The organism is Pseudomonas sp. MWU13-2517 (assembly GCF_023242545.1).
In the GTDB taxonomy this organism is placed as follows: Bacteria; Pseudomonadota; Gammaproteobacteria; order Pseudomonadales; family Pseudomonadaceae; genus Aquipseudomonas.
The window spans coordinates 204,756-227,002 of sequence record NZ_JALMFA010000010.1 but is presented as its reverse complement, the minus strand read 5'-3'; the positions used below and the strand labels follow the sequence as shown (position 1 = coordinate 227,002).

Annotated in this window: 18 protein-coding genes and 2 pseudogenes; 13 read left to right on the top strand and 7 right to left on the bottom strand. The window is 60.4% G+C overall.

Features of this window, described 5'->3' with window-relative positions; translation table 11 throughout:
* Nucleotides 1-72: 72 nt before the first annotated feature.
* Nucleotides 73-552 (top strand): annotated as a pseudogene (locus M5B97_RS16680) (IS66 family transposase); the annotation flags it as partial.
* Between the two features lie 61 nt (nt 553-613).
* Here M5B97_RS16680 and M5B97_RS16675 read toward each other — a convergent pair.
* Nucleotides 614-946: pseudogene (locus tag M5B97_RS16675) on the bottom strand (transposase); the annotation flags it as partial.
* 216 nt (nt 947-1,162) lie between these two features.
* On the opposite strand from M5B97_RS16675, the gene M5B97_RS16670 reads away from it, so the two are divergent.
* Nucleotides 1,163-1,792 (top strand): dual specificity protein phosphatase family protein, encoded by a 630-nt coding sequence (locus M5B97_RS16670; protein ID WP_248732044.1) that lies wholly within the window; start codon nt 1,163-1,165, stop codon nt 1,790-1,792.
* Between the two features lie 115 nt (nt 1,793-1,907).
* On the opposite strand, the gene M5B97_RS16665 is transcribed toward M5B97_RS16670, so the two are convergent.
* From M5B97_RS16665 to M5B97_RS16650, 4 genes are read right to left on the bottom strand one after another with little or no spacing between them, the layout of a single operon-like run.
* On the bottom strand, nt 1,908-2,771 hold the full coding sequence (locus tag M5B97_RS16665) for an HlyD family secretion protein (protein ID WP_134658568.1): 864 nt from the start codon (nt 2,769-2,771) through the stop codon (nt 1,908-1,910).
* Nucleotides 2,772-2,781: 10 nt separating this feature from the next.
* Nucleotides 2,782-2,982, bottom strand: a complete 201-nt coding sequence (locus M5B97_RS16660) for a DUF1656 domain-containing protein (RefSeq protein ID WP_248732043.1) — start codon at nt 2,980-2,982, stop codon at nt 2,782-2,784.
* Nucleotides 2,972-5,161, bottom strand: coding sequence for an FUSC family protein (locus M5B97_RS16655; RefSeq protein WP_248732042.1), 2,190 nt, complete (start codon nt 5,159-5,161; stop codon nt 2,972-2,974). The genes M5B97_RS16660 and M5B97_RS16655 overlap by 11 nt, the downstream gene beginning before the upstream one ends.
* A gap of 10 nt (nt 5,162-5,171) precedes the next feature.
* Nucleotides 5,172-6,683 carry an efflux transporter outer membrane subunit gene (locus tag M5B97_RS16650; RefSeq protein ID WP_248732041.1) on the bottom strand — a complete coding sequence of 504 codons (1,512 nt, stop codon included), beginning with the start codon at nt 6,681-6,683 and terminating at the stop codon, nt 5,172-5,174.
* Nucleotides 6,684-6,866: 183 nt separating this feature from the next.
* On the opposite strand from M5B97_RS16650, the gene M5B97_RS16645 reads away from it, so the two are divergent.
* The 5 genes from M5B97_RS16645 to M5B97_RS16625 all read left to right on the top strand — a co-directional run bounded on the left by M5B97_RS16645 (nt 6,867) and on the right by M5B97_RS16625 (nt 11,224).
* Entirely contained in the window at nt 6,867-7,835 is a 969-nt protein-coding gene (locus M5B97_RS16645) for a LysR family transcriptional regulator (RefSeq protein ID WP_123714652.1), read from the top strand.
* A 62-nt stretch (nt 7,836-7,897) separates the two neighbouring features.
* Complete coding sequence (locus M5B97_RS16640) at nt 7,898-8,872, top strand: D-glycerate dehydrogenase (RefSeq protein WP_123714651.1); 975 nt, start codon at nt 7,898-7,900, stop codon at nt 8,870-8,872.
* Nucleotides 8,873-8,984: 112 nt separating this feature from the next.
* Nucleotides 8,985-9,887, top strand: coding sequence for a chemotaxis protein (locus M5B97_RS16635; RefSeq protein ID WP_248732040.1), 903 nt, complete (start codon nt 8,985-8,987; stop codon nt 9,885-9,887).
* A 3-nt stretch (nt 9,888-9,890) separates the two neighbouring features.
* On the top strand, nt 9,891-10,373 hold the full coding sequence (locus M5B97_RS16630; protein ID WP_248732039.1) for a GNAT family N-acetyltransferase: 483 nt from the start codon (nt 9,891-9,893) through the stop codon (nt 10,371-10,373).
* A gap of 107 nt (nt 10,374-10,480) precedes the next feature.
* Entirely contained in the window at nt 10,481-11,224 is a 744-nt protein-coding gene (locus M5B97_RS16625; RefSeq protein ID WP_248732038.1) for a YkgJ family cysteine cluster protein, read from the top strand.
* Between the two features lie 47 nt (nt 11,225-11,271).
* Here M5B97_RS16625 and M5B97_RS16620 read toward each other — a convergent pair whose 3' ends face one another.
* Both M5B97_RS16620 and M5B97_RS16615 read right to left on the bottom strand, forming a co-directional pair.
* Complete coding sequence (locus M5B97_RS16620) at nt 11,272-12,063, bottom strand: transporter substrate-binding domain-containing protein (RefSeq protein ID WP_248732037.1); 792 nt, start codon at nt 12,061-12,063, stop codon at nt 11,272-11,274.
* 168 nt (nt 12,064-12,231) lie between these two features.
* Nucleotides 12,232-12,465: a hypothetical protein gene (locus M5B97_RS16615; RefSeq protein WP_123714647.1), complete on the bottom strand. Its 234-nt coding sequence runs from the start codon at nt 12,463-12,465 to the stop codon at nt 12,232-12,234.
* Between the two features lie 214 nt (nt 12,466-12,679).
* On the opposite strand from M5B97_RS16615, the gene M5B97_RS16610 reads away from it, so the two are divergent.
* The 6 genes from M5B97_RS16610 (at nt 12,680) to M5B97_RS16585 (ending at nt 22,200) form a co-directional block, all read left to right on the top strand.
* Complete coding sequence (locus tag M5B97_RS16610; RefSeq protein WP_248732036.1) at nt 12,680-13,846, top strand: efflux RND transporter periplasmic adaptor subunit; 1,167 nt, start codon at nt 12,680-12,682, stop codon at nt 13,844-13,846.
* On the top strand, nt 13,843-16,938 hold the full coding sequence (locus M5B97_RS16605) for a multidrug efflux RND transporter permease subunit (protein ID WP_248732035.1): 3,096 nt from the start codon (nt 13,843-13,845) through the stop codon (nt 16,936-16,938). The genes M5B97_RS16610 and M5B97_RS16605 overlap by 4 nt, the downstream gene beginning before the upstream one ends.
* Before the next feature lie 30 nt (nt 16,939-16,968).
* Complete coding sequence (locus M5B97_RS16600) at nt 16,969-17,661, top strand: heavy metal response regulator transcription factor (RefSeq protein WP_134658585.1); 693 nt, start codon at nt 16,969-16,971, stop codon at nt 17,659-17,661.
* Nucleotides 17,651-19,015, top strand: coding sequence for a heavy metal sensor histidine kinase (locus M5B97_RS16595; protein WP_134658587.1), 1,365 nt, complete (start codon nt 17,651-17,653; stop codon nt 19,013-19,015). Before M5B97_RS16600 ends, M5B97_RS16595 begins: the two co-directional genes overlap by 11 nt.
* 284 nt (nt 19,016-19,299) lie before the next feature.
* Entirely contained in the window at nt 19,300-20,622 is a 1,323-nt protein-coding gene (locus M5B97_RS16590; protein ID WP_248732034.1) for an OprD family porin, read from the top strand.
* A gap of 84 nt (nt 20,623-20,706) precedes the next feature.
* Nucleotides 20,707-22,200, top strand: coding sequence for a sensor domain-containing diguanylate cyclase (locus M5B97_RS16585; protein ID WP_248732033.1), 1,494 nt, complete (start codon nt 20,707-20,709; stop codon nt 22,198-22,200).
* Nucleotides 22,201-22,247 lie beyond the last annotated feature (47 nt).

Here is a 22,247-nt window from a genome sequence, read left to right as displayed (position 1 = left end):
ATCCAGGGCATGAATTCCTTGCCCGAAAATCTTCCAGACGATCCCGTTCTGCTCAAGCAAATACTTGGGTAGCTGCTCGACGGTCGTCAGTTGGATAAGGGAAAGATTGTTCGGCTAGAAGAACAGAATGCCCTCCTGCTTCAGCGTCTGTTCGGACGTAATTCCGAGCAAACAGCTGATGCACCAGCACCGCAACTAGCCCTCGTCAATGAAGAAGAAAGCGTCGTCGAGCCTGTGGAGAAGCCTCTGATGAAGAGCTCGCTGCCCCGACCAGGCGCCGAGGCAAACGAAAGCCACTGCCCGCCGATCTGCCTCGCATTGAGATCATCCACGAATTTCCCGAACATGAACTGACGTGCATCTGCGACTGCCACAAACACACTATTGGCGAGGAAGTCAGCGAGCAGCTTGAAATCGTGCCGATGCAGATCCACGCCGGTCAGTGCTGACAAGCCGACTCAACTGATTGAAAAAAGCATGGCCAGCCCCAGTGTTCTGGCGATGCTGCTGACCACCAAGTACGTCGATGGACTGCCGTTTCACCATTTCGAAAATGGTAGCTGAGCGCACCACCCATATTGAAGTCGGTGGGGTTTATGGAGCGCTTACGTGTCTCCAACAAGCAACGGAAGTTGAGAATGGTAGTTTCGTCCGGGATTCGCTCCAGGCCCAATCCTGAAAACTGACGCAGGATGGTCGTCTCATACAGCGCTTCTTCCATTGCCGGGTCGCTGTAACCGAACCAGTTCTGCATCAGGTGAACACGCAGCATCGCCATCAGTGGATAGGCCGGACGACCGTCTTCACCCTTTGGATAATGTAGCTCGACCAGGGTAACCAAGCCCTTCCAGAGCACTACCTGATCCATCTCGATCAGGAACAACTCCTTACGGGTTTGCTTGCACTTACTGGCGTACTGGGCGTCAGCGAAGGTCATCTGTTTCATCATCGAAAAGCCCGGCAACTGGTGTTCGGAGATTTTGCCAAATTAGAAAGTCTTTTTCAGAGTGTCTCTAGCTGCACTATCAAAGATCTACCACTCATCGGTTCTCCCCTCCTACCTGTCAACTTTGACAGTAGACGCCACCGGCACACTCATTAATATCTGAGCTGTAACTGAGCTGTAACTGAGCTGTTAAAAAATTCTCACTGGAGAAACAATATGAACAAGCCTGCCAGCGGTCTTCCCGGATACACACAAAACTTACCTCAAACTGGAAGTGCAGTATTCAATAACTGGGTAACCCTTGATCCTCAAGGTACACGAGTTTTTAGAAGCTCACAGCCTTACTACAATGGTAATGTCGACACTCCTCCTTACTGGGACAGTGCTGCAGTTGCGATTTTACAACAATATGCTATAGCACTAGTAATCAGTCTAAACCACAATGCCCCCTATACTTTATTGGGATGTCTCGAACTGACCAACGCTGGCGTAATTCATGTTCATTTACCCGTTATGGACTTCGGAACTCCAACTAACCACGATCTGATCCTCGGCTGCACGGCGATCCAGGATGCGATAGCGAAAGGGCATAACGTTTTAATTCATTGTGGATTTGGTGAGGGTAGGACAGGCACCATGTGGACCGCCTGGCAAATTTACAACCTTCCCAGGAACGAGAGTTCGCGAGCGGAACTAAATGCTTTAATCGAGGCATCTACAGCAGAAACTGCCGGACAAGAAACGAGACTACGCCTATTCGCAAAAGAACTCGGCGTAGGCGAACCAGAACTTCCCGACCCAACCGACATAACACTCCCGCCCCCAGGAGGCAAGCCTGAGCTTTAGACTACATTACTCAAAACCCACACCCTAAACCTTTATACAAAAACAAACTTGCACATAACTAAAATTTATCTATAAAACATTAGAGTCGACGCCCTCCCCCATTATAATCGGCCGATCAATATCGGCCATTTTCTCGAACAATCACTGTGCAAGTAATCCCCGCCGCCAGTAACACTCCCTCCGGTACTTCATCAATATGAATCCGCACCGGCACCCGCTGGGCCAATCGCACCCAGTTGAAGGTCGGATTCACATCAGCAATCAACTCGCGACTTTCGGGGTTGTCACGGTCATAGATACCCCGTGAGATGCTTTCCACGTGGCCCTTGAGCGTCTCGCCGCTCATCAACTGCATATCGGCTTTGTCACCGACTTTGACGTGGGGCAACTTGGTTTCCTCGAAGAAGCCATAGACCCAGAACGAGTTCATATCCACCACGGCCATCTTGGCTTCGCCGATGCGCGCATAGTCGCCCCGATGCACATTGAGGTTGGTGACATAACCGTCGACGGCCGCGACCACTTGAGTGCGCTTCAAGTTGAGTTCGGCGGCTTCCAGTTGCGCCAATGCGTGCTGGTAATCGGCCAATGCCGAGTCGGCAATGTTGCTGGCGTCGTCACGGTTTTCCTTGGAGATCACCAGGGCGTCGAGGTCGGCACGGCGGTGGGCATTGACCTTGCGCATTTCCCAGGTGGCTTTACGCGAGGCCACCAGCGATTGCGCCTGTTTGACCGCGATGCGGTAATGCTCGGGGTCAATCTGCATCAGCAGGTCGCCCTTTTTAACCAGTTGGTTGTCACGCACCGGCACGTCCACCACTTCGCCGGTCACGTCGGCGGCGACGTTGATGATATCGGCGCGCACACGGCCATCGCGGGTCCACGGGGTTTGCATGTAGTGCACCCACAGCGTGCGGCCAATCCAGATGGCCAGGGCCAACACCAGCAAGGTCGCGAGCAGGCTGAAAAACTTTTTCATCGGAGCATTCTCAACGGTAGACGGTCAGCGCCAGGGCGCCGAACAGGCAAGCAAACAGGCTCAGGCGCAGCAACGCCGGATGCCAGAAAAAACGGTACAGGTCGAACCCGGCCAGGAAGCGGTCCACGCCCCAGGCCAGCCCCGCCGCGATCAAAAACATCAGGGTCATGGTCGGCATGTAGATGCCATGGAACGCGATTTCACGGGGCATGCGTGGCTCCTTGCGTGGTGCCTTTGAGCGCCGCCAGGGGTGATTGCGGGTCCAGCAGCGAGGTGCGGATAAAGTGCAGATAGCTTTTCACTCGGCGCAGGGCCGAAGTGTCGAAATGCGGGGCGAAGGGTTCGTCGGTGGCTTGCACGCGACTGATGGCGTGGTCGACGGCAACCAGGCCACGCTCCAGGTTGCTCGCGCTAGGTTGCAGGAACAGTCGCACCAGCGAGCGGCCCATCACGCGTATCGCCTGGCGCCACGGCTGGGATTGGGCATACGCCGGGTGCACCGGCAGGATCGCCTGTTCCTTGCGCAACTCAATGATCGCGTGGCCGACTTCCAAAACCACAAACATCCAGCGCAGCAGGTCGCGCTGTACCTGCGGCTGACCGACAGCAAGGCCATACGCCTGATGCAGCAGGTCGCGGGTGCGGCTTTCAAAGCTCGACGCCAGGCCCTTGAGTTTGCCGCTGATCGCATACACCACCTGCTCGCGCAGATCCTGTTCCAGGCGGCGCCACAGCCAGCGGCTGTTGGGCGGCAGAATGATCGCCCCCGCCGCCGCGCACACCAGCATGCCGATAACCATGGCGATGTAGTCGTTGATAAAGGTGTAGGGGTTGTAGATCGTGAGGTTGTCCGGCACCGAGCCGGTGCTGAAGAAAATCAGCAGGCCCACGCCCACGCCGGCGTATTGCGGGCGTGAAGCGAGGAACGCGCCGAAGATGATGACGGGGGCGAGCATCGTGCACAGCAGCGGGAAACCGTCGATCCACGGGAATACGAAAAACATTTCGACGAAGCCCACCAGCGCACCGATCAAGGTGCCGCAGGCCATCTGGAAAGCCATGCGTTTCGGGTTGGGCGTGGCGGCGGACAGCCCGACCGTGGCGGCGGCGATCAAGGTCATGGTCGCGCCGCTTGGCCAGGCGGTGGCCACCCAGTAACTGCCGAGCACGACGAGAATGAACGACGCGCGAATTCCCGAGGCGGCGCAGGCCAGCCAGTTGGTTTTCGGCGTGTAGGGCTCGTCCCAGTCTTCCCGCGCGTGGCGGTGGTCGGCCAGGGAGGCGTGGGTCAACGCGTAGTTGTGCAGATCATCGACGAAGCGGTACAGCAACTCGTAGGCGGTGTGGAAATCCAACTGCTCGGCCTCAGTGGGTTCGCCCTCCTGGAAGGTCGCGCGCAGGCTGCGTACCTTGGCCGGCAGGCCGTCCTTATAAGCGCTCAGTTGGTTGGCCAGGCGAGCGGCGTCAGGGCTGGTAAGGGCGCGACCGGAAAAACCGTCGAGCACTTCGGCCAGGTCCTGCAAACCCGGCTTGATCGCCGCCACAACGTGATCGGCCTCATCCGTGCGCAGCCGCTCCAACAATTGGTGCAAGGCGTTAAAGCGCGTGGTGATGCTCATGAATTCGCTGTTGAGGCGGCTGAGGCGACCATTGCGCCGGCGCATATGCGGGTCTTCGAACACGGTGACGCTGCGCAGCCCCTCCAGGCCTACCGCTTCGGCGATAAAGCGCACGTTGCTGGCCTCGAAGCCTTCGCGCTGGCTGCGCCCACGCAGGCCATCGGTGACGAACAAGGCGAAAACGCCGAAACGCTGGTACAGGGCATTGCGCATCGCTGCGCTGGAGGTTTGCGGCAGGAACGCCGCGCTGACCAGCGTGGAACATAGAATGCCCAGGGAGATTTCCAGCACACGCCACACCGCCGCCATGAAGGCGCCTTCCGGATGGGCCAGGGCGGGCAAGCCGACCATCGCCGCCGTGTAGCCCGCCAACACGAAACCATAGGCGCGAAAATTGCGGTTACGCGTCGCACCGGCGGTACAGATGCCGACCCAGATCGCCAAGGCGCCGAGGAACAGTTCGGTGTTCTGCGCAAACAGCGCGATCAGCAAGACCATCACCGCTGACCCCGCCAGGGTGCCGAGGAAACGGTAGAAGCTCTTGGCGAACACCTGGCCGCTTTGCGGCTGCATCACAATGAAGACGGTAATCATCGCCGTGCGCGGTTGCGGCAGTTCCAGGCGCATGGCCAGCCATAACGTGAGGAACGCGGCGATCAGTACCTTGAAGATGTAGACCCAGGTCACACCGTCGCTGCGTGCCCAGTCGAAGAAACCACGGCGCCACTCAAGGGAATGCAGCCAGCGCAACGGTGCAGGCAAAGGAGTCATCACATCCTACTCAGTGGTCAAACACGGCGAGCGCCGCCGGGGTCTTGCTCGGGAGGGTTTTGGCCGGTTGCGGCACGTCGCCGCCAGCGCCGAGGCCGCCGCCCAGGGCGGTCACCAGTTCGGCGTGAGCACTCAAGCGCGCGGCCTGCACCTGTTGCTCGACCTGTTGCTGGCGGAACAGCAGGGTCTGGGCGTTCAGCACGTTGAGATAATCCGTGAGGCCGCGCTGGTAGGCGATCATCGCGATGTCGTAGGTTTTCTGCGCCGAAGCCACCGACTGCGCGGCGAAGGCCGCCTGCTTGTCCATGGACTCGCGGCGGATCAACTGGTCGCTGATGCCTTTGAGCGCGTTGACCAGGGTCTGGTTGTACCTGGCCACGGCGATGTCATAACCGGCGCTCGCCTCGCCCAATTGCCCACGCAGGCGACCACCGTCGAAGATCGGCAAGGTGATCGCCGGGCCGACGGTGTAGTTGAATTTCTGTCCACTGAGAAAACCCAGCATCGTACCGCCGGTGGCCATGTAGCCGAGGCTGCCGACCAGGTCGACGTTGGGGTAGAAACCGGCATGGGCCACATCAATACCTCGAGCCTGGGCCGCGACCTGCCAGCGACTGGCGACCACGTCGGGGCGCTGGCCGAGCAATTGCGCGGGCAGCCTGGACGGCAGTTTCAGCGGAGCGGCGAGGGACAGCGTCGGGCGCTGCAACATCGCGCCCTCTCCCGGGCCTTTGCCGGCCAACGCCGCCAGTTGGTTACGGCTCAGGGCGATTTCTTCGTCCAGGGCGTCCAGTTGGCGGTGGGTTTCCGGCAGTGGGGTTTCGGCCTGGCTGACGTCGAAGTGCGTGCCGATGCCCGCGTCCAGGCGTTTGTTGGCCAACTCCAGGATTTGCTGTTGCTGGGCTAGCGTGGCGGCGACGATATCGCGGTTGGCGTAGTGCAGCGACAGCTGGATATAGGCACGCACCACGTTGTTCTGCAGTTCGAGCTGGGCCTGACGCGCCTCGGCGGCGCTCATGTGGGCCAGGTCGACAGCGCGTTCCGTGGTGTTGCTTTCACGGCCCCACAGGTCGAGCGCATAGCTCAGGCCCAGGGTGGAGCTGTTGTCCCAGGTGTTCGCGCCACTCAGTTCGCCCGGGCCATAGAACTGATCCTTGGGCCAGTTGTGGCGCTTGAGGGTGGTGTCGCTGTTGATCTGCAACGATTCGGCCGACTCCGCCACACCCGCCATGGCCCGCGCTTCACGCACCCGCGCGGCAGCCATGGCCATGCTCGGGCTGTTTTGCGTGGCGAGTTCGACCCAACGGTTCAGTTGCGCGTCGTTGTAGGCTTGCCACCAATGGGCGGTGGGCCAATGGGCGTCCTCGGCGGCGCTTTGGATGGCTTCGTCGGTGGCCAGGGTATTGGCATTGAGGACCTGGCCTTGTGGGGCGATTCCTCCGGTTCCGATGCAGCCGCTGATTGCTAACGATAAAGCCCAAACACTGAGAGTCTTCAGCTCTCTGCTGATGCGGCACGGCACGGCAAGCGAATTCCTGAGGTGGGTGATGCGGGGAAGGTGGCGCAATTCTAGGCGGCGGCATGCAGGACGATAAGCTGGCATTCCTGTGAATCTTTGTTACCGTTCAGGCGATAATCCGTTGGTAGGGATCACTGGACGGCGCAACTTTCTGTCACAATTTGTCATCTCCCTTGAGAACACTCCATGGACACTTTGCAAAACATGCGCGCTTTCAGTTGTGTCGCCGAAGCCGGCAGCTTTACCGCCGCCGCCGCGCAACTGGATACCACCACTGCCAACGTCTCGCGCGCGGTCTCCAACCTTGAGGCCCATCTGCAAACCCGCTTGTTGAACCGCACTACCCGACGCATCGCGCTGACCGAAGCCGGCAAGCGCTATTTGCTGCGCTGCGAGCAGATCCTCGCCTACGTCGAGGAAGCCGAGGCCGAAGCCAGTGACGCCCACGCGCGCCCCGCCGGGCAGCTGAAAGTGCACACCATGACCGGCATCGGCCAGCATTTCGTGATCGACGCCATTGCCCGCTACCGCCGTACCCACCCTGACGTGACCTTTGACCTGACCCTGGCCAACCGTGTGCCGGACTTGCTCGACGAAGGCTACGATGTGTCGATCGTGCTGGCCAGCGAGCTGCCGGACTCAGGCTTTGTGTCCCAACGCCTGGGCATCACCTACAGCATCGCCTGTGCCTCACCGGATTACGTCAAGGCCAAGGGTTGCGCGCAACGCCCCCAGGATTTGCTCAACCATGCCTGCCTGCGCCTGGTCAGCCCGGTGATCCAACTGGATAAATGGACCTTTAATGGCCCCGAAGGCCAGGAAAGCGTGGCGGTCAACACCTCGCCGTTCCTGGTGAACTCGGCCGATGCGATGAAAACCGCGATCACCAGCGGCATGGGCGTCGGCCTGCTGCCGGTGTACGCCGCCATCGAAGGGCTGCGCAACGGCACGTTGGTACGGGTGATGCCGACCTACCGCTCGCAAGAGCTGAACCTATACGCCATCTACCCTTCGCGCCAATACCTGGATGCAAAGATCAAGACCTGGGTGGAATACCTGCGCGGTTCGTTGCCGGAGATTCTCGCGGCGCATCAGGCGGAGTTGGCGGCGTATGAGTTGAGCGGCAGTGTGGGCGGTGTGCGCCTGGCGAACTGACAACCGGCGGCAGGAATGTTAGCGTGCTTGGCATTCTCCCGTAGTCGATGAGCCCGCCTGCAATGAAAAAGACCGTCCTCGCCTTCAGTCGTATCACCCCACCCATGATCGAACGCCTGCGAGAGGAGTTCGAGGTGATCGTGCCCGACCCCAAGCGCGGGGACATCAATGCCCAGTTCAACGAAGCCCTGCCCCACGCCCACGGCCTGATCGGCGTGGGCCGCAAGCTGGGCCGCGCGCAGCTTGAAGGGGCGAGCCAACTGGAAGTGGTGTCCAGCGTCTCGGTGGGCTACGACAACTACGACGTGCCCTACTTCAACGAGCGCGGGATCATGCTCACCAACACCCCCGACGTACTCACCGAAAGCACCGCCGACCTGGCCTTTGCCCTGCTGATGAGCAGCGCACGCCGCGTGGCTGAGCTGGATGCCTGGACCAAGGCCGGCCAATGGAAAGCCAGCGTCGGCGCGCCATTGTTCGGCTGCGATGTGCATGGCAAGACCCTCGGTATTGTGGGCATGGGCAATATCGGCGCGGCGATCGCCCGGCGCGGGCGGCTGGGTTTCAACATGCCCATCCTGTACAGCGGCAATAGCCGCAAGGTCGCGCTGGAACAAGAGCTGGGCGCGCAATTTCGCAGCCTGGACCAGTTGCTGGCCGAGGCCGACTTCGTCTGCCTGGTGGTGCCGTTGAGCGAAAAAACCCGCCACCTGATCAGCGCTCGCGAGCTGGGGCTGATGAAGTCCAGTGCGATCCTGATCAATATTTCCCGAGGGCCGGTCGTCGATGAACCGGCGCTGGTCGAAGCCTTGCAAAACCAGCGCATTCGCGGTGCCGGTCTGGATGTATATGAACAGGAGCCCTTGGCTGAATCCCCCCTGTTCCAACTGAGCAATGCCGTGACGCTGCCGCACATCGGCTCGGCGACGCATGAAACCCGCGAAGCCATGGCCAACCGTGCCCTGGACAACCTGCGCAGCGCTTTGCTGGGGCAGCGTCCGCAGGATCTGGTCAACCCACAAGTCTGGAAGGGCTGACATAGATCCAATAGGGGGAGCGGCAGGCCCGAAACAAAATCCGGCTAAAGCCTGGCTCCCCCAAGTCGATAACGTTCTATAGATCACCCTCCCTGATCCACAGAAGGTTTTTATGTCCACCAACAAAGCCCGCGCAGACTCACTCTCGCTTCTGCTCTTTACCTTGCGCAGCGGCAAGCTGATGGCGATCAACCTGCTGAAAGTCAGTGAAATCATTCCCTGCCCGCCGCTGACCCGGCTGCCGGAGTCCCACCCCCATGTCAAAGGTATCGCCACCTTGCGCGGCGCTTCGTTGTCGGTGATCGACCTGAGCCGTGCCCTGGGTGAAATGCCCCTGCAGGACCCGGACGGCGGATGCCTGATCGTCACCGATGTGAGCCGCTCCAAGCAGGGCCTGCATGTGCAGGCGGTGAGCAAGATCGTGCACTGCCTGACGACCGATATCCGCCCACCGCCCTATGGCTCCGGTGGCAATCGTGCATTTATCACCGGCGTTACCCAAGTGGAAGGCGGGTTGGTGCAGGTGCTGGATATCGAGAAAGTCATTCACGGCATCGCCCCGGCCCCGATTGAAGCGGCGCCGACCGACCTGACCATGGAAGAAGCCGAAGTACTGGGCCATGCCCGCGTCCTGGTGGTGGATGACAGCCAGGTTGCCTTGCAACAGTCGGTGCATACCCTGCGTAACCTCGGCTTGACCTGCCATACCGCACGCAGCGCCAAGGAAGCCATTGATGTGTTGCTGGAGTTGCAAGGCACAGACCAGCAGATCAACGTGCTGGTGTCGGACATCGAGATGTCCGAAATGGACGGTTACGCCCTCACCCGCACCTTGCGCGAAACCCCAGACTTCCAGCACCTTTACGTGCTGCTGCACACCTCCCTCGACAGCGCGATGAACAGCGAGAAAGCTCGCCTGGCCGGTGCCAACTCGGTATTGACCAAGTTCTCCTCGCCAGAGCTGACCAAATGCCTGGTGATCGCCGCACAGAGCGTGGCGCAAAACGGCCTCTGAAGCATGAGTGCGTTCTTCCAGCTGCTGCGCCGTGACCTCACGGGCAGCCTGCCCGCGCCGCAGTGGCCGAGGGATATTCTGCTGGATCATTACCGCGCCGAACTGGCCCCGGCCATCCATTCGGTCTTGTGCCTGACCCAAGGCCAGGGCGGTGGCCACGTGGCCAACCTGGAAAAATGGCAGCACCAGTTCGTCACGGACGCCGAGTTCGACCCGACGCTGTGCCTGGTGGCCAGTAACGGCACCGGCGTACTCGGCGTGGCTCAATGCTGGACCAGCGCCTTTATCAAGAACCTGTCTATCCACCCCTGCGCCCAAGGCCAGGGGCTGGGCCGGGCGCTGTTGCTGCATACCTTTCACGTGTTCAAGCAGCGCGGCGAACCCTATGTGGACCTCAAGGTGCTGGAGAGCAACCTCCGCGCGCGGCAGTTATATGAAAGCGCAGGCATGAAATTTGTCCTGCGCGGTGTAGTTTCAGAGGCCTGACAGGCGCTGGCGTGTAACTTGCTTCAAGAGAGCCCGAGCGGTGGATAGAGGTAAAAACCCGTCATCGTCCTGCGTGCCCTCTTACCTTGCCTGGTGAAAGCTCTGCCATGAACACTCATTTTTCCTGCGTAGGTTGCGGCAAATGCTGCAGCGACCACCATGTCCCCCTGACCCTCGACGAAGCCCGGCAATGGGCGGCGGATGGCGGCAGCGTCATCGTTCTTGTCGAGGGTTTCCTGGCCGGCGGCCTGGGTTTGCCGCAGCAGCAACGTGAACATGCCGAGCGCCGTTCGGTGGTGGTGCCCAGCGGCAGTACCGAAGCCTTCGTGGCAATCACCTTTGCCGCCTACAACGCCGGACGCTGCCGGAATCTTGACGAAGACAACCGTTGCGTTATCTACGAGCGTCGGCCGCTGGTGTGTCGTATCTACCCGATGGAAATCAACCCGCATATTCCGCTGAACCCGGCGGCCAAGGAGTGCCCGCCGGAATCCTGGGAGCAGGGCCCGGCCCTGATCGTCGGCGGCGAGCTGATGGACTCGGAGCTGGCGGAGCTCATCCGCCGCTCACGCCAGGCAGACCGTGATGATGTGCAGACCAAAGAGGCGGTGTGCGCCCTGCTCGGCATTCGCACCACAGCGCTGAAAGGTGATGGGTTTACGGCCTACCTGCCGGACATGCATGCCTTTACCCATGCGATCGAGTGGGCGGTCGATCAGCCGTGCGTGGCCAATGAGTGGGTATTTCATGTGTCCGGTATGGATATCGCCGAACAGGTGCTGGAGGCTGGGGCACAAATTGCCACCGAAGTGCCAGCCAACTACGCATTCATCCCGTTGCGCGCCGACTGACCGGTCGGCTATCCCTGCGTAAACGCGGCGGACGGTATCACCAGCCATCACGGACAGGCATGCAGCGCATTGAGATGGTAAGACTGGAGGATGCGTCGGTACTCGCCGTTCTGCATCAGTTGTTCGAGCGCGCGGTTGAGTTCGCTGCGCAACGCCGTATCAGGTTTGCGCAGCGCAATCGCCACGCTGTCGCCCAACAGTTGCGCCGAGACGACGGGGCCGAGGAAATCGAAGCCCAGGCCGTCGGGTGTGTCGAGCAGCGCTTCACGAATTTCCACGCTCCCTTGCAGGGTTGCATCGATGTCGCCGGCGACCAGGCTGCGAACCAGTTGGTCATTGAGCCAGAAACTCTTGATGATCACCCCCGCCGGCGCCCACTGCGACAGGGCAAAGGCTTCACGATTACTCTTCACCAATACGCCGACACGCTTGCCCTTGAGCGCCCGACGATCGGGGGTCAAACCCGATGACTTACGGGCTACCAGGTGGGTAGTGATCGGGTAGAGATCATCCGTGAAATTCACCCACTGGCGCCGCGCCGATGTAGGCGCGATGCCCATGATCGCATCGAATTGTCGGGCTTCAAGGGCGGGGAAATTTTCCACGACAACCTGGTCCACCCAGGTACAACGCACATTGAGCTGCACGCACAGGGCGTTACCCAATTCGATGTTCAGCCCCACCAGATGGCCTTGCTGATCGCGGCTTTGAAAAGGCGGGAAATGGGCTGCGACGGCGAAACGGATTTCGCGGCGTGGTGGATCACTGGCGGTGGCGGTGCTGAACATCACGAGCAGCACCAATACGGCTAACACAACACAGAGCTGTTTCAGTATCACGGGGACATCCTTTCCGGAAAAACCAGCCTCTTCTCACTCCGTCCCGGCAAAAACAGCCGGAGCGGAGCGGATACGGTGCAAGCTTTCAAGAAAGGTCCGCGGGCCTACAATGCGAAATTTCAGCTATTGGCGTAGGCAATGATCGGTAATGCTGCCGATTTTTTACTCTTAACGTTTACCCATAGAACGGCGAGTACCCGGTGGGGCCATACCTGGCGTCTTGGTATGACCGTTCTTGGCACCGCCCTTGTACCAAGGCTGGCCGGCATTTTTGGCCCCAGCCAACTCACCTGGCTTGAAAGGGAACTTGAAAGCCGGGATCTCGGCCTTTTCAACGCCGTCGGCGTTGGCCGAGTCAACGAGGTCGGTCGCTTCAACAGGGGGTTGGGTCGGGGAAGTCATGAAAGCTCCGGAGCGGGCAAAAAATGGAGTGAGGCCGGCTTGCAGGCCACACTGGTGAGCAGTATACCTGCGGCCCTCGTATCTTTATCTATTGTCATACGAATGGTCGGACCTTAACTGACAGCGCTGTCAGACAGCGGTCACTTTGCTGACCCGGTCGACGGGCTATAAAGGTGCTTTCATTCTTCCGATACTTTGCCCTGGCGCCTCACCTATGCAAATAAAACGAAACACAGTCCTGATGGTGGGCGTTCTTTTGGTGCTGGCGGTTGCGGCCTGGGTATCGACCCGGCCAGCCAAGACCAAACTGGCCGCACCGGCTGCCATTCCGGTGCGTGTGGTGAGCGTTGCACAACAGGATGTCCCGCGTTTTGTCAGTGGCATCGGCTCGGTGTTGTCGCTGCACAGCGTGGTGATTCGCCCGCAAATCGACGGCATTCTTACCAGGCTGCTGGTCAAGGAGGGCCAGTTGGTCAAGGCCGGTGACCTGCTGGCGACCATTGATGACCGCTCGATCCGTGCCAGCCTCGACCAGGCCAAGGCACAGTTGGGAGAAAGCCAGGCCCAGTTGCAGGTGGCATTGGTCAACCTCAAGCGCTACAAGGCATTGAGCGTAGACGACGGCGTATCCAAGCAGACTTATGACCAGCAACAAGCCTTGGTCAATCAGCTCAAGGCCACCGCCCAGGGGAACCAGGCCGCGATTGACGCGGCTCAGGTACAACTTTCCTACACGCAGATTCGCTCGCCAGTCAGCGGCCGCGTAGGTATTCGTACCGTGGATGAGGGCAACTTCCTGCGTATGAGTGATGCCCAAGGCCTGTTCTCCGTTACCCAGATCGACCCGATTGCCGTCGAATTTTCCCTGCCGCAGCAAATGCTGCCGACCCTGCAAGGTTTGATCGCCGCGCCTGCCCAGGCCAAAGTCGACGTCTATACGGGCGCCGACACCGACGGCCAGACCGGCGAGTTGCTCGGCGAAGGTCACTTGAGCCTGATCGACAACCAGATCAACTCAACCACCGGCACCCTGCGCGCCAAGGCCGAGTTCAACAACGCCGCCCAGCGCCTGTGGCCGGGGCAACTGGTGACCATCAAGATCCAGACCGCCCTGGACAAAAATGCGCTGGTGGTGCCGCCGACCGTGGTGCAGCGTGGCCTGGATTCGCACTTCGTGTACCGGGTCAACGGTGACAAGGTCGAAGTAGTGCCGGTGCAAGTGGCCTATCAGAACAGCGACATCAACATCATCAAGGGTGTGCAGGCGGGGGACGTGCTGGTCAGCGATGGTCAGTCGCGGCTCAAGGCGGGGGCTCAGGTGGAGGTGCTCAAGGAGCCGCCCCAGGTGGTCCAGACCGCTGACAAGCAGGTGCAACCATGAGCGGCAGCCGCTCACCTTCCGCGTGGTGTGTTGACCACCCGGTTGCCACCCTGCTGCTGACCTTCGCCCTGGTGCTACTGGGGCTGATTGCCTTCCCACGCCTGGCTATCGCCCCACTGCCGGAAGCGGAGTTTCCGACGATCCAGGTCACGGCCACCCTGCCCGGAGCCAGCCCGGACACTATGGCGTCATCGGTCGCGACGCCGCTGGAGGTGCAATTCAGTGCCATCCCCGGCGTGACCCAGATGACCTCCAGCAGCGCCTTGGGCTCAAGCCTCTTGACCCTGCAATTCACGCTGAACAAGAGCATCGACACCGCCGCGCAGGAAGTGCAGGCGGCGATCAACACCGCGTCCGGCAAACTGCCCAGGGACATGCCGAGCCTGCCGACCTGGAAAAAGGTCAACCCGGCAGACAGCCCGGTGCTGATTCTCAGCGTCAGTTCCGATAGCATGCCCAGCACCGAACTGAGTGACTACGTGGAAACCCTGCTGGCCCGCCAGATCAGCCAGATCGATGGCGTCGGCCAGATCAACATCACCGGCCAGCAGCGCCCGGCGATTCGTGTTCAAGCCTCGCCGGATAAACTCGCGGCCATCGGCCTGACCCTCGCCGACGTGCGCCTGGCCATCCAGCAGTCGAGCCTGAACCTGGCCAAGGGCGCCATCTACGGGGAAAACAGCGTGTCGACGCTGTCGACCAACGATCAGTTGTTTCACCCGGACGAATACGGCCAACTGATCGTTTCCTACAAGAACGGCTCACCGGTCCAACTGCGTGACATCGCTAAAGTCATCAACGGTTCGGAAAACGCCTACGTGCAAGCCTGGTCAGGCGATACGCCCGGGGTCAACCTGGTGATTTCGCGCCAGCCGGGCGCCAATATCGTCGAGACCGTGGACCGTATCCAAGCCGAACTGCCGCGCCTGGAAGGCATGCTGCCGGCCTCGGTCAACGTCAGCGTGCTGACCGACCGTACCAAGACCATCCGCGCGTCCCTGCATGAAGTGGAAGTGACGCTGATGATCGCCATCCTGCTGGTGGTGGCAGTGATGGCGTTGTTTCTGCGCCAGTTGTCGGCGACACTGATTGTGTCCAGCGTGCTCGGCGTGTCGCTGATCGCCAGTTTCGCGCTGATGTATGTGCTGGGCTTCAGCCTGAACAACCTCACGTTGGTGGCGATCGTGATCGCCGTGGGTTTTGTCGTGGACGACGCTATCGTGGTGGTGGAGAACATTCACCGCCACCTGGAAGCGGGTCTCGACAAACGCGCAGCCGCAATCAAGGGTTCAGACGAGATTGGCTTTACCGTAGTGTCCATCAGCTTCTCGCTGGTGGCGGCGTTTATTCCGCTGCTGTTCATGGGCGGCGTGGTCGGGCGGTTGTTCAAGGAATTTGCGCTGACGGCCACCTCGACCATTCTGATTTCGGTGGTGGTTTCGCTGACATTGGCGCCCACCCTGGCCGCATTGTTCATGCGCGCGCCGCACCACCACGCCCAAGACAAACCCGGCTTCAGCGAACGCCTGCTGGCCGGTTATGCGCGCAATCTGCGCCGCGCCCTGGCACATCAACGCAGTATGGCGGCGATCTTCCTGGTGACCCTGGCCCTGGCCGTGGTTGGCTATGTGTTTATCCCCAAGGGGTTTTTCCCGGTGCAGGACACCGGCTTTGTACTGGGTACCAGCGAGGCGGCGGCCGACGTGTCGTACTCGGACATGGTCGCCAAGCACAAGGCCCTGGCCGAGATCGTCAAGGCCGACCCGGCAGTGGAGGCGTTTTCCCATTCGGTGGGCGTGACCGGCAGCAACCAGACCATCGCCAACGGCCGCTTCTGGATCGCCCTGAAGGACCGCGGTGATCGCGATGTGTCCGCCAGCCAGTTCATCGACCGCATCCGCCCCAAGTTGGCGAAGGTGCCGGGCGTTGTGCTGTACCTGCGCGCCGGCCAGGATATCAACCTCAGCTCCGGCCCCAGCCGCGCCCAGTACCAATATGTCCTCAAGAGCAATGACGGCCCGACGCTGAACACCTGGACCCAACGCCTCACCGAAAAACTGCGCGCCAACCCGGCCTTTCGGGACCTGTCCAACGACCTGCAACTGGGCGGCAGCATCACCCACATCAGTATTGATCGCCAGGCCGCCGCGCGCTTCGGCCTGACCGCCACCGATGTCGACCAGGCGCTGTACGACGCCTTCGGCCAGCGCCAGATCAACGAATTCCAGACCGAGATCAACCAATACCAAGTGGTCCTGGAACTGGACAGCCAACAGCGCGGCAAGGCCGAAAGCCTGAACTACTTTTACCTGCGCTCGCCGCTGACCAACGAAATGGTGCCACTGTCGGCACTGGCCAAGGTCGACCCGCCCAGCGTCGGGCCGCTGTCCATCAGCCATGACGGCATGTTCCCGGCCGCCAACCTGTCGTTCAACCTGGCGCCCGGCGTTGCATTGGGTGATGCGGTCATCATGCTCAACCAGGCCAAGAATGAAATCGGTATGCCCGCAACGTTGATCGGTACGTTCCAGGGCGCGGCGCAGGCGTTCCAGAGTTCGCTGGCCAGCCAACCGTGGCTGATCCTCGCGGCGCTGGTGGCGGTCTACATTATTCTGGGTGTGCTGTATGAGAGCTTCGTGCACCCGCTGACGATCATCTCCACATTGCCCTCGGCAGGCCTGGGCGCGCTGATCATGCTGTGGCTGCTGGGCCAGGACTTTTCGATCATGGCGTTGATCGGCCTGGTATTGCTGATCGGTATCGTCAAGAAAAACGGCATCCTGATGATCGACTTCGCCCTGGAAGCCCAGCGCGTGCGCGGGCTGCCACCGCAAGAGGCGATCTACGAAGCGTGTGTCACGCGGTTCCGGCCGATCATCATGACGACCCTCGCCGCGTTGCTCGGCGCGGTGCCGTTGATGCTGGGTTCCGGCCCGGGTGCCGAACTGCGTCAACCACTGGGCATTGCCGTGGTGGGTGGCCTGCTGGTGAGTCAGGCGCTGACGCTGTTCACCACGCCGGTCATATACTTGTACCTCGAGAAGTTTTTTCACCGGCCCAAACCAGCGCTTGAGCTGGCGACGCCACACTGAGGCTGAGGCCCCGTCCTGGAGCAATGGCTCATGCGCGTTCTGATTATTGAAGATGAAGAGAAAACCGCGGATTACCTGCACCGCGGCCTGACAGAGCAAGGCTACACCGTCGATGTGGCACGCGAAGGCGTCGAGGGTTTGCACCTGGCACTGGAAAATGACTACGCGGTGATCGTGCTCGACGTCATGCTGCCCGGCCTCGACGGCTTCGGTGTGCTGCGCGCATTGCGTGCGCGCAAGCAGACGCCGGTGATCATGCTCACCGCCCGCGAGCGCGTGGAAGACCGTATTCGTGGCCTGCGCGAAGGCGCGGATGATTATCTGGGCAAACCGTTTTCGTTCCTGGAACTGGTGGCGCGCCTGCAAGCGTTGACCCGCCGCAGTGGCGGGCATGAGCCTGTACAGGTCACCGTCGCCGACTTGTGGATCGACTTGATCAGCCGCAAGGCCAGCCGCAATGGCATACGCCTGGACCTCACGGCGAAAGAGTTCTCGTTGCTCAGTGTATTGGCACGACGCCAGGGGGAAATTCTGTCCAAGACCGCTATTGCGGAAATGGTCTGGGACATCAATTTCGACAGTGACGCCAACGTGGTGGAAGTTGCAATCAAACGCCTGCGCGCCAAGCTCGACGGACCGTTCGAACAGAAACTGCTGCACACCATTCGCGGCATGGGTTATGTGCTGGAGAGCCGCATGCTGGAAAACCAAAGTGGTGGCTAACTCTATCGCCCTGCGCCTGAGCGGCATGTTCACCCTGGTGGCGCTGCTGATCTTCGTACTGATCGGCGGCGCGCTGTACCAGCAGGTGGACCGTGGCCTGGGCTTGCTGCCCGGCGCCGAGCTGGATGCACGCTACAGCGTGCTGGAGTCCTCGGTGACACGCTTCGGTACGCCGGACCATTGGGCAAAGATCACCGCCAAACTCAAGCTGTTGGGTGAGGAAGACAAACGCATCCGGTTTTGGGTGGTCAGCAGTGACCCCAACTATGAATACGGTGCACCGGATGCGCAGATTCGCGCCTTCGCCGCCGGCCCCACCGGCAAGCGTGACCTGCGTCTGCCGGGGCATGAGTACCCGTTCAAAGTGCTGGTGAGCCAATTCCCGGCCAAGGAACAGCGCCCGCCATTGCGCTTCATGATTGCCATCGACACCGAGAATTTCCGCGCCACCCAACACCAGTTGTTGATGGCCCTGATCGGCCTGGCCTTCGTCGGCGTGATGCTGGCAGCCCTGTTGGGGTTCTGGGTGTCACGCATCGGGCTCAAACCCTTGGGCAAGCTCTCGGATGAAGCGCAGAAGCTTGCGCCGCCAAAACTTTCCGGACGGCTGCAGTTATCACCGCTGCCGCCGGAACTGAGCCAGTTCGTCAACTCGTTCAACTCCACCCTCGACCGGGTGGAACAGGCCTACTCGCGCCTGGAATCGTTCAACGCCGATGTCGCCCACGAATTGCGTTCGCCGCTGACCAACCTGATCGGTCAAACCCAAGTCGCGCTCACACGAGGACGCTCGGCGGAGCATTACTTCGAGGTGCTGCAATCCAACCTTGAAGAGCTGGAACGCCTGCGTTCGATCATCAATGACATGCTGTTCCTGGCCAGCGCCGACCAGGGCAGCAAGGCAACCAAACTGATTGAAAGCTCACTGGCCGATGAGGTGGCGACCACCCTCGACTACCTGGACTTCATCCTCGAAGACGCCCAGGTCAACGTGCAGGTACGTGGCGATGCCTTGGTGCATATCGAAAAGGCCCATCTGCGCCGGGCGCTGATCAACCTGCTGAGCAATGCGGTGCAGCACACCGCGCCGGGGCAGATCATCGACGTGATCATTGAACAGCAAGCGCATCAGGTGACGATTGCGGTGACCAACCCTGGCGATGAGATAGCCGGCGAGCACTTGCCACGGTTGTTCGAACGCTTCTATCGGGTGGACGCGTCCCGCAGCAACAGCGGGGCCAATCATGGCTTGGGGCTGGCTATCGTCAAGGCGATTGCGCTGATGCACGGTGGAGATGTGTTTGTACGCAGCGAGGGCGGTGGCAATACCTTCGGTATCACCCTGCCCGTCTGAATGGACACACCGTCATCCAAACCTGACTGTTGCGGTTTGGGCAACAGTCATTATCTTGTTACACTCTATATCGCATCGCTCGCCTGCGTTACTTTGACGCACCGATGAGCGCGACGGCAAAGACAGCTTAACGCTCACCCGAATTTCCCTCGACTTATTTCCAGGGCTCTACACTGGGAATTCGTCTTAAAGCCGCTGACTTCAGCGGCTTTTTTTTGCGCTAAAAAAGGCCAGGCACTCCCTACGACATTGGCCGTTAATGATTGACCAAAGGAGCTCCACCGGTGAAAACTTCACTGATATTCAGCCCGCTATTCATTGCCATTGCAGCAACGATCACCCCTCTCGCCCATGCAACGGACGCCACCCCGCAAGAGGGATTCGTGGCAGGCTCGCACCTCAACATCAACACCCGCAACTACTACATGAACCGCGACCGCCGCGACATTCACACCGATGACAGCAAGGAATGGGGCCAGGGTTTTATCGGCACTTTCGAGTCTGGCTACACCGAGGGCACGCTCGGTTTCGGCCTGGACCTCAACGCTATGCTCGGCCTCAAGCTTGACGGCGGCGGCGGCACCGACGGCTCCAGCATCCTTCCTTACGGCAGCGGCAACGGCAAAGCCCCCGGTTCGTTCTCCACCGCTGGCGGCACCCTGAAAATGCGTGCATTCGACACCGAGCTGAAGGCCGGCGATTTATTCCTCAACAACCCGGTGATCGCCGGCGGCATGACCCGTATGCTGCCGCAAACCTTCCGTGGCGTAAGCCTGACCAACCACAGCTTCGATGGCTGGATGCTTGAAGGTGGCCAGGCCAGCTTCACCAAGCTCTACAACCAGAGCGGCCACCGCCGTATCGGCACCAGCTACGGCACCCTGCCGGACCACGCCGACAGCCAGCACCTGAACTGGGCCGGCGTATCGTTCAGCGGTGTCCCGGGACTGACCAGCAATCTATACGCTTCCGAGCTCAAAGATGTCTGGCACCAGTACTACTACGACCTGGACTACACCTACGCGCTGAACGACCTGGTCAGCCTCAACCCTGGCCTGCACTACTATCACACCCAGGACACGGGGCAGTCGTTGCTGGGCAACATCGACAACAACACCTACAGCCTGCATTTCACCGTGGGCATCGGCCATCACAGCGTCACTGCCGCCTACCAGCGGGTCAACGGCAATACACCGTTCGACTACATCACCCAGGGCGACAGTATTTACCTGGACAACTCCCAGCAGTACTCGGACTTCAACGGACCTGGCGAGCGCTCATGGAAACTCAAGTACGCCTATGACTTTGCCGGCCTCGGCATGCCCGGCCTGACCTCTGCCGTATCGTATATCAGCGGTAAAACCGACCTGACCAAGGTCGACCCCAACAGCCGCGGCTACAGCGCCTGGTACAGCGCCGAGGGTAAAGACGCCAGGCACTGGGAACGTGACATCGACCTGAAATACGTCGTGCAGGGCGGTAAGGCCAAGAACCTAGCCGTGCGCCTGCAATGGGCGACCAACCGCGGTGGCGATGGCTACTCGGCGGTAGACCGGGATGTGGATGAATACCGAGTGATCGTGGATTACCCGATCAACGTATTCTGACCACACACTTTTCTTATTAACCAATGATTTAATTTTCATCGTGCAGAACTAAACTGCCAGCATCTTCCTGTTGAAGTCTGCGCGATGAGCCAACCCCGCAATCGTAAACTGCCTGTCCACTCGGAGCTGCTGCTGATTGTGGGCAGTAGCCTGACGGTGATCCTGATTGTCGTGATCGTCACGGTGTTGCTGAGCCGCGAACACGCCAGCACCCTGCAGGCGGCCAAGCGCATGGCCACCAACATCACCCAACTGATCAATGCCGATGTGCTGCGTAATGTCGAACTCTACGACCTTGCGTTGCAGGGATTGATCGCAGCCACCTCGCGCAAGGATTTGACGCAGGCCCCTGCGGCTATCCAGCACCTGGTGCAGTTTGATCAATCCAATGCGGCCCCCTTCAAAGGCGAAGTCCTGCTGCTGGATGCCAATGGCGCGGTGATTGCCGACTCCTCGACCCTGCGCCCGACGCGGCGCAATTTCGCCGAGCGCGATTACTTCCAGGCGCAGAAAGAGGATCCCCAGGCTGGGCTGTTCATCAGTCGCCCGTTCAAGATCCGTTGCGACTGCGACCAAGTCTGGCGTATCGCATTCAGCCGCCGCGTATCAGGCCCCAATGGCGAGTTTCTCGGCGTGGCGGTGGCGACCATGCGCCTGGCGTATTTCGATCAGTTGTTCAATCGCCTCACTATCGGCAATAGCGGCAGCGTCAACCTGCTGAACACCCAAGGCATTCTCCTGGCCCAGCAGCCACTGCTGGAAAGCGACATGATCGACAAGGACCTGAGCGATCGGCCCAATTTCAAACGCATCATGCGCGAGGGTGAAGGCAGTTTCCAGGCGGTCTCCACTCTCAGCGGGGCAAAGCGCCTGTACACCTTCACCAAGGTGGGCGAGCTGCCGCTGATCGTGGTGGTGGCCCTGTCCAGCGAGGATGTGTTCGCTCCCTGGAAACGTGCCGCACTGCTGACCAGTGGCGCCACCGGTGTACTGTGCATCGGCTTGTTATGGTTGACCTGGATGCTGCGCCGGGAACTGCGCCGCCGCTATCGCGCCGAACAAGTGCTGTCGGAACTGGCCGCCACCGACGCCCTGACCGGCCTGGCGAACCGCCGTATCCTCGACCAGCGCCTGCAACTGGAGTGGGACCGCGCACAACGCTCGACCGAGCCGCTGACGCTGCTGATGATCGACGTCGACCACTTCAAGGCGTTCAACGATCGCCATGGTCATCACGGTGGCGATGAGGCGCTGCGTACGGTCGCCCAGGTAATCGGCAGCAACATCCGTCGCCCGGCCGACCTGGCTGCACGCTACGGCGGGGAAGAGTTTGCGGTGGTGCTGCCGCATACCGACGTCAAAGGCGCCTGGGTGATTGCCGAACATATCCGCAGCAGTGTCGAGCGTCTGCCACTGGTGGCCGGCGCCGAGCAGCCGATTACCGTGAGCATCGGCATGAGCACCTGGGATAAAGGCAGCCGCCTTTCATTGGAAGCCTTGTTGCTCGGGGCCGATCAGGCGCTCTACGAAGCCAAGCACACGGGGCGTAATCGAATTGTAGACGCCGGCCTGCTCTGAGCTTGATCACTCACCAGCAACCTGTACCCTGCAAATGCCTGCACGTA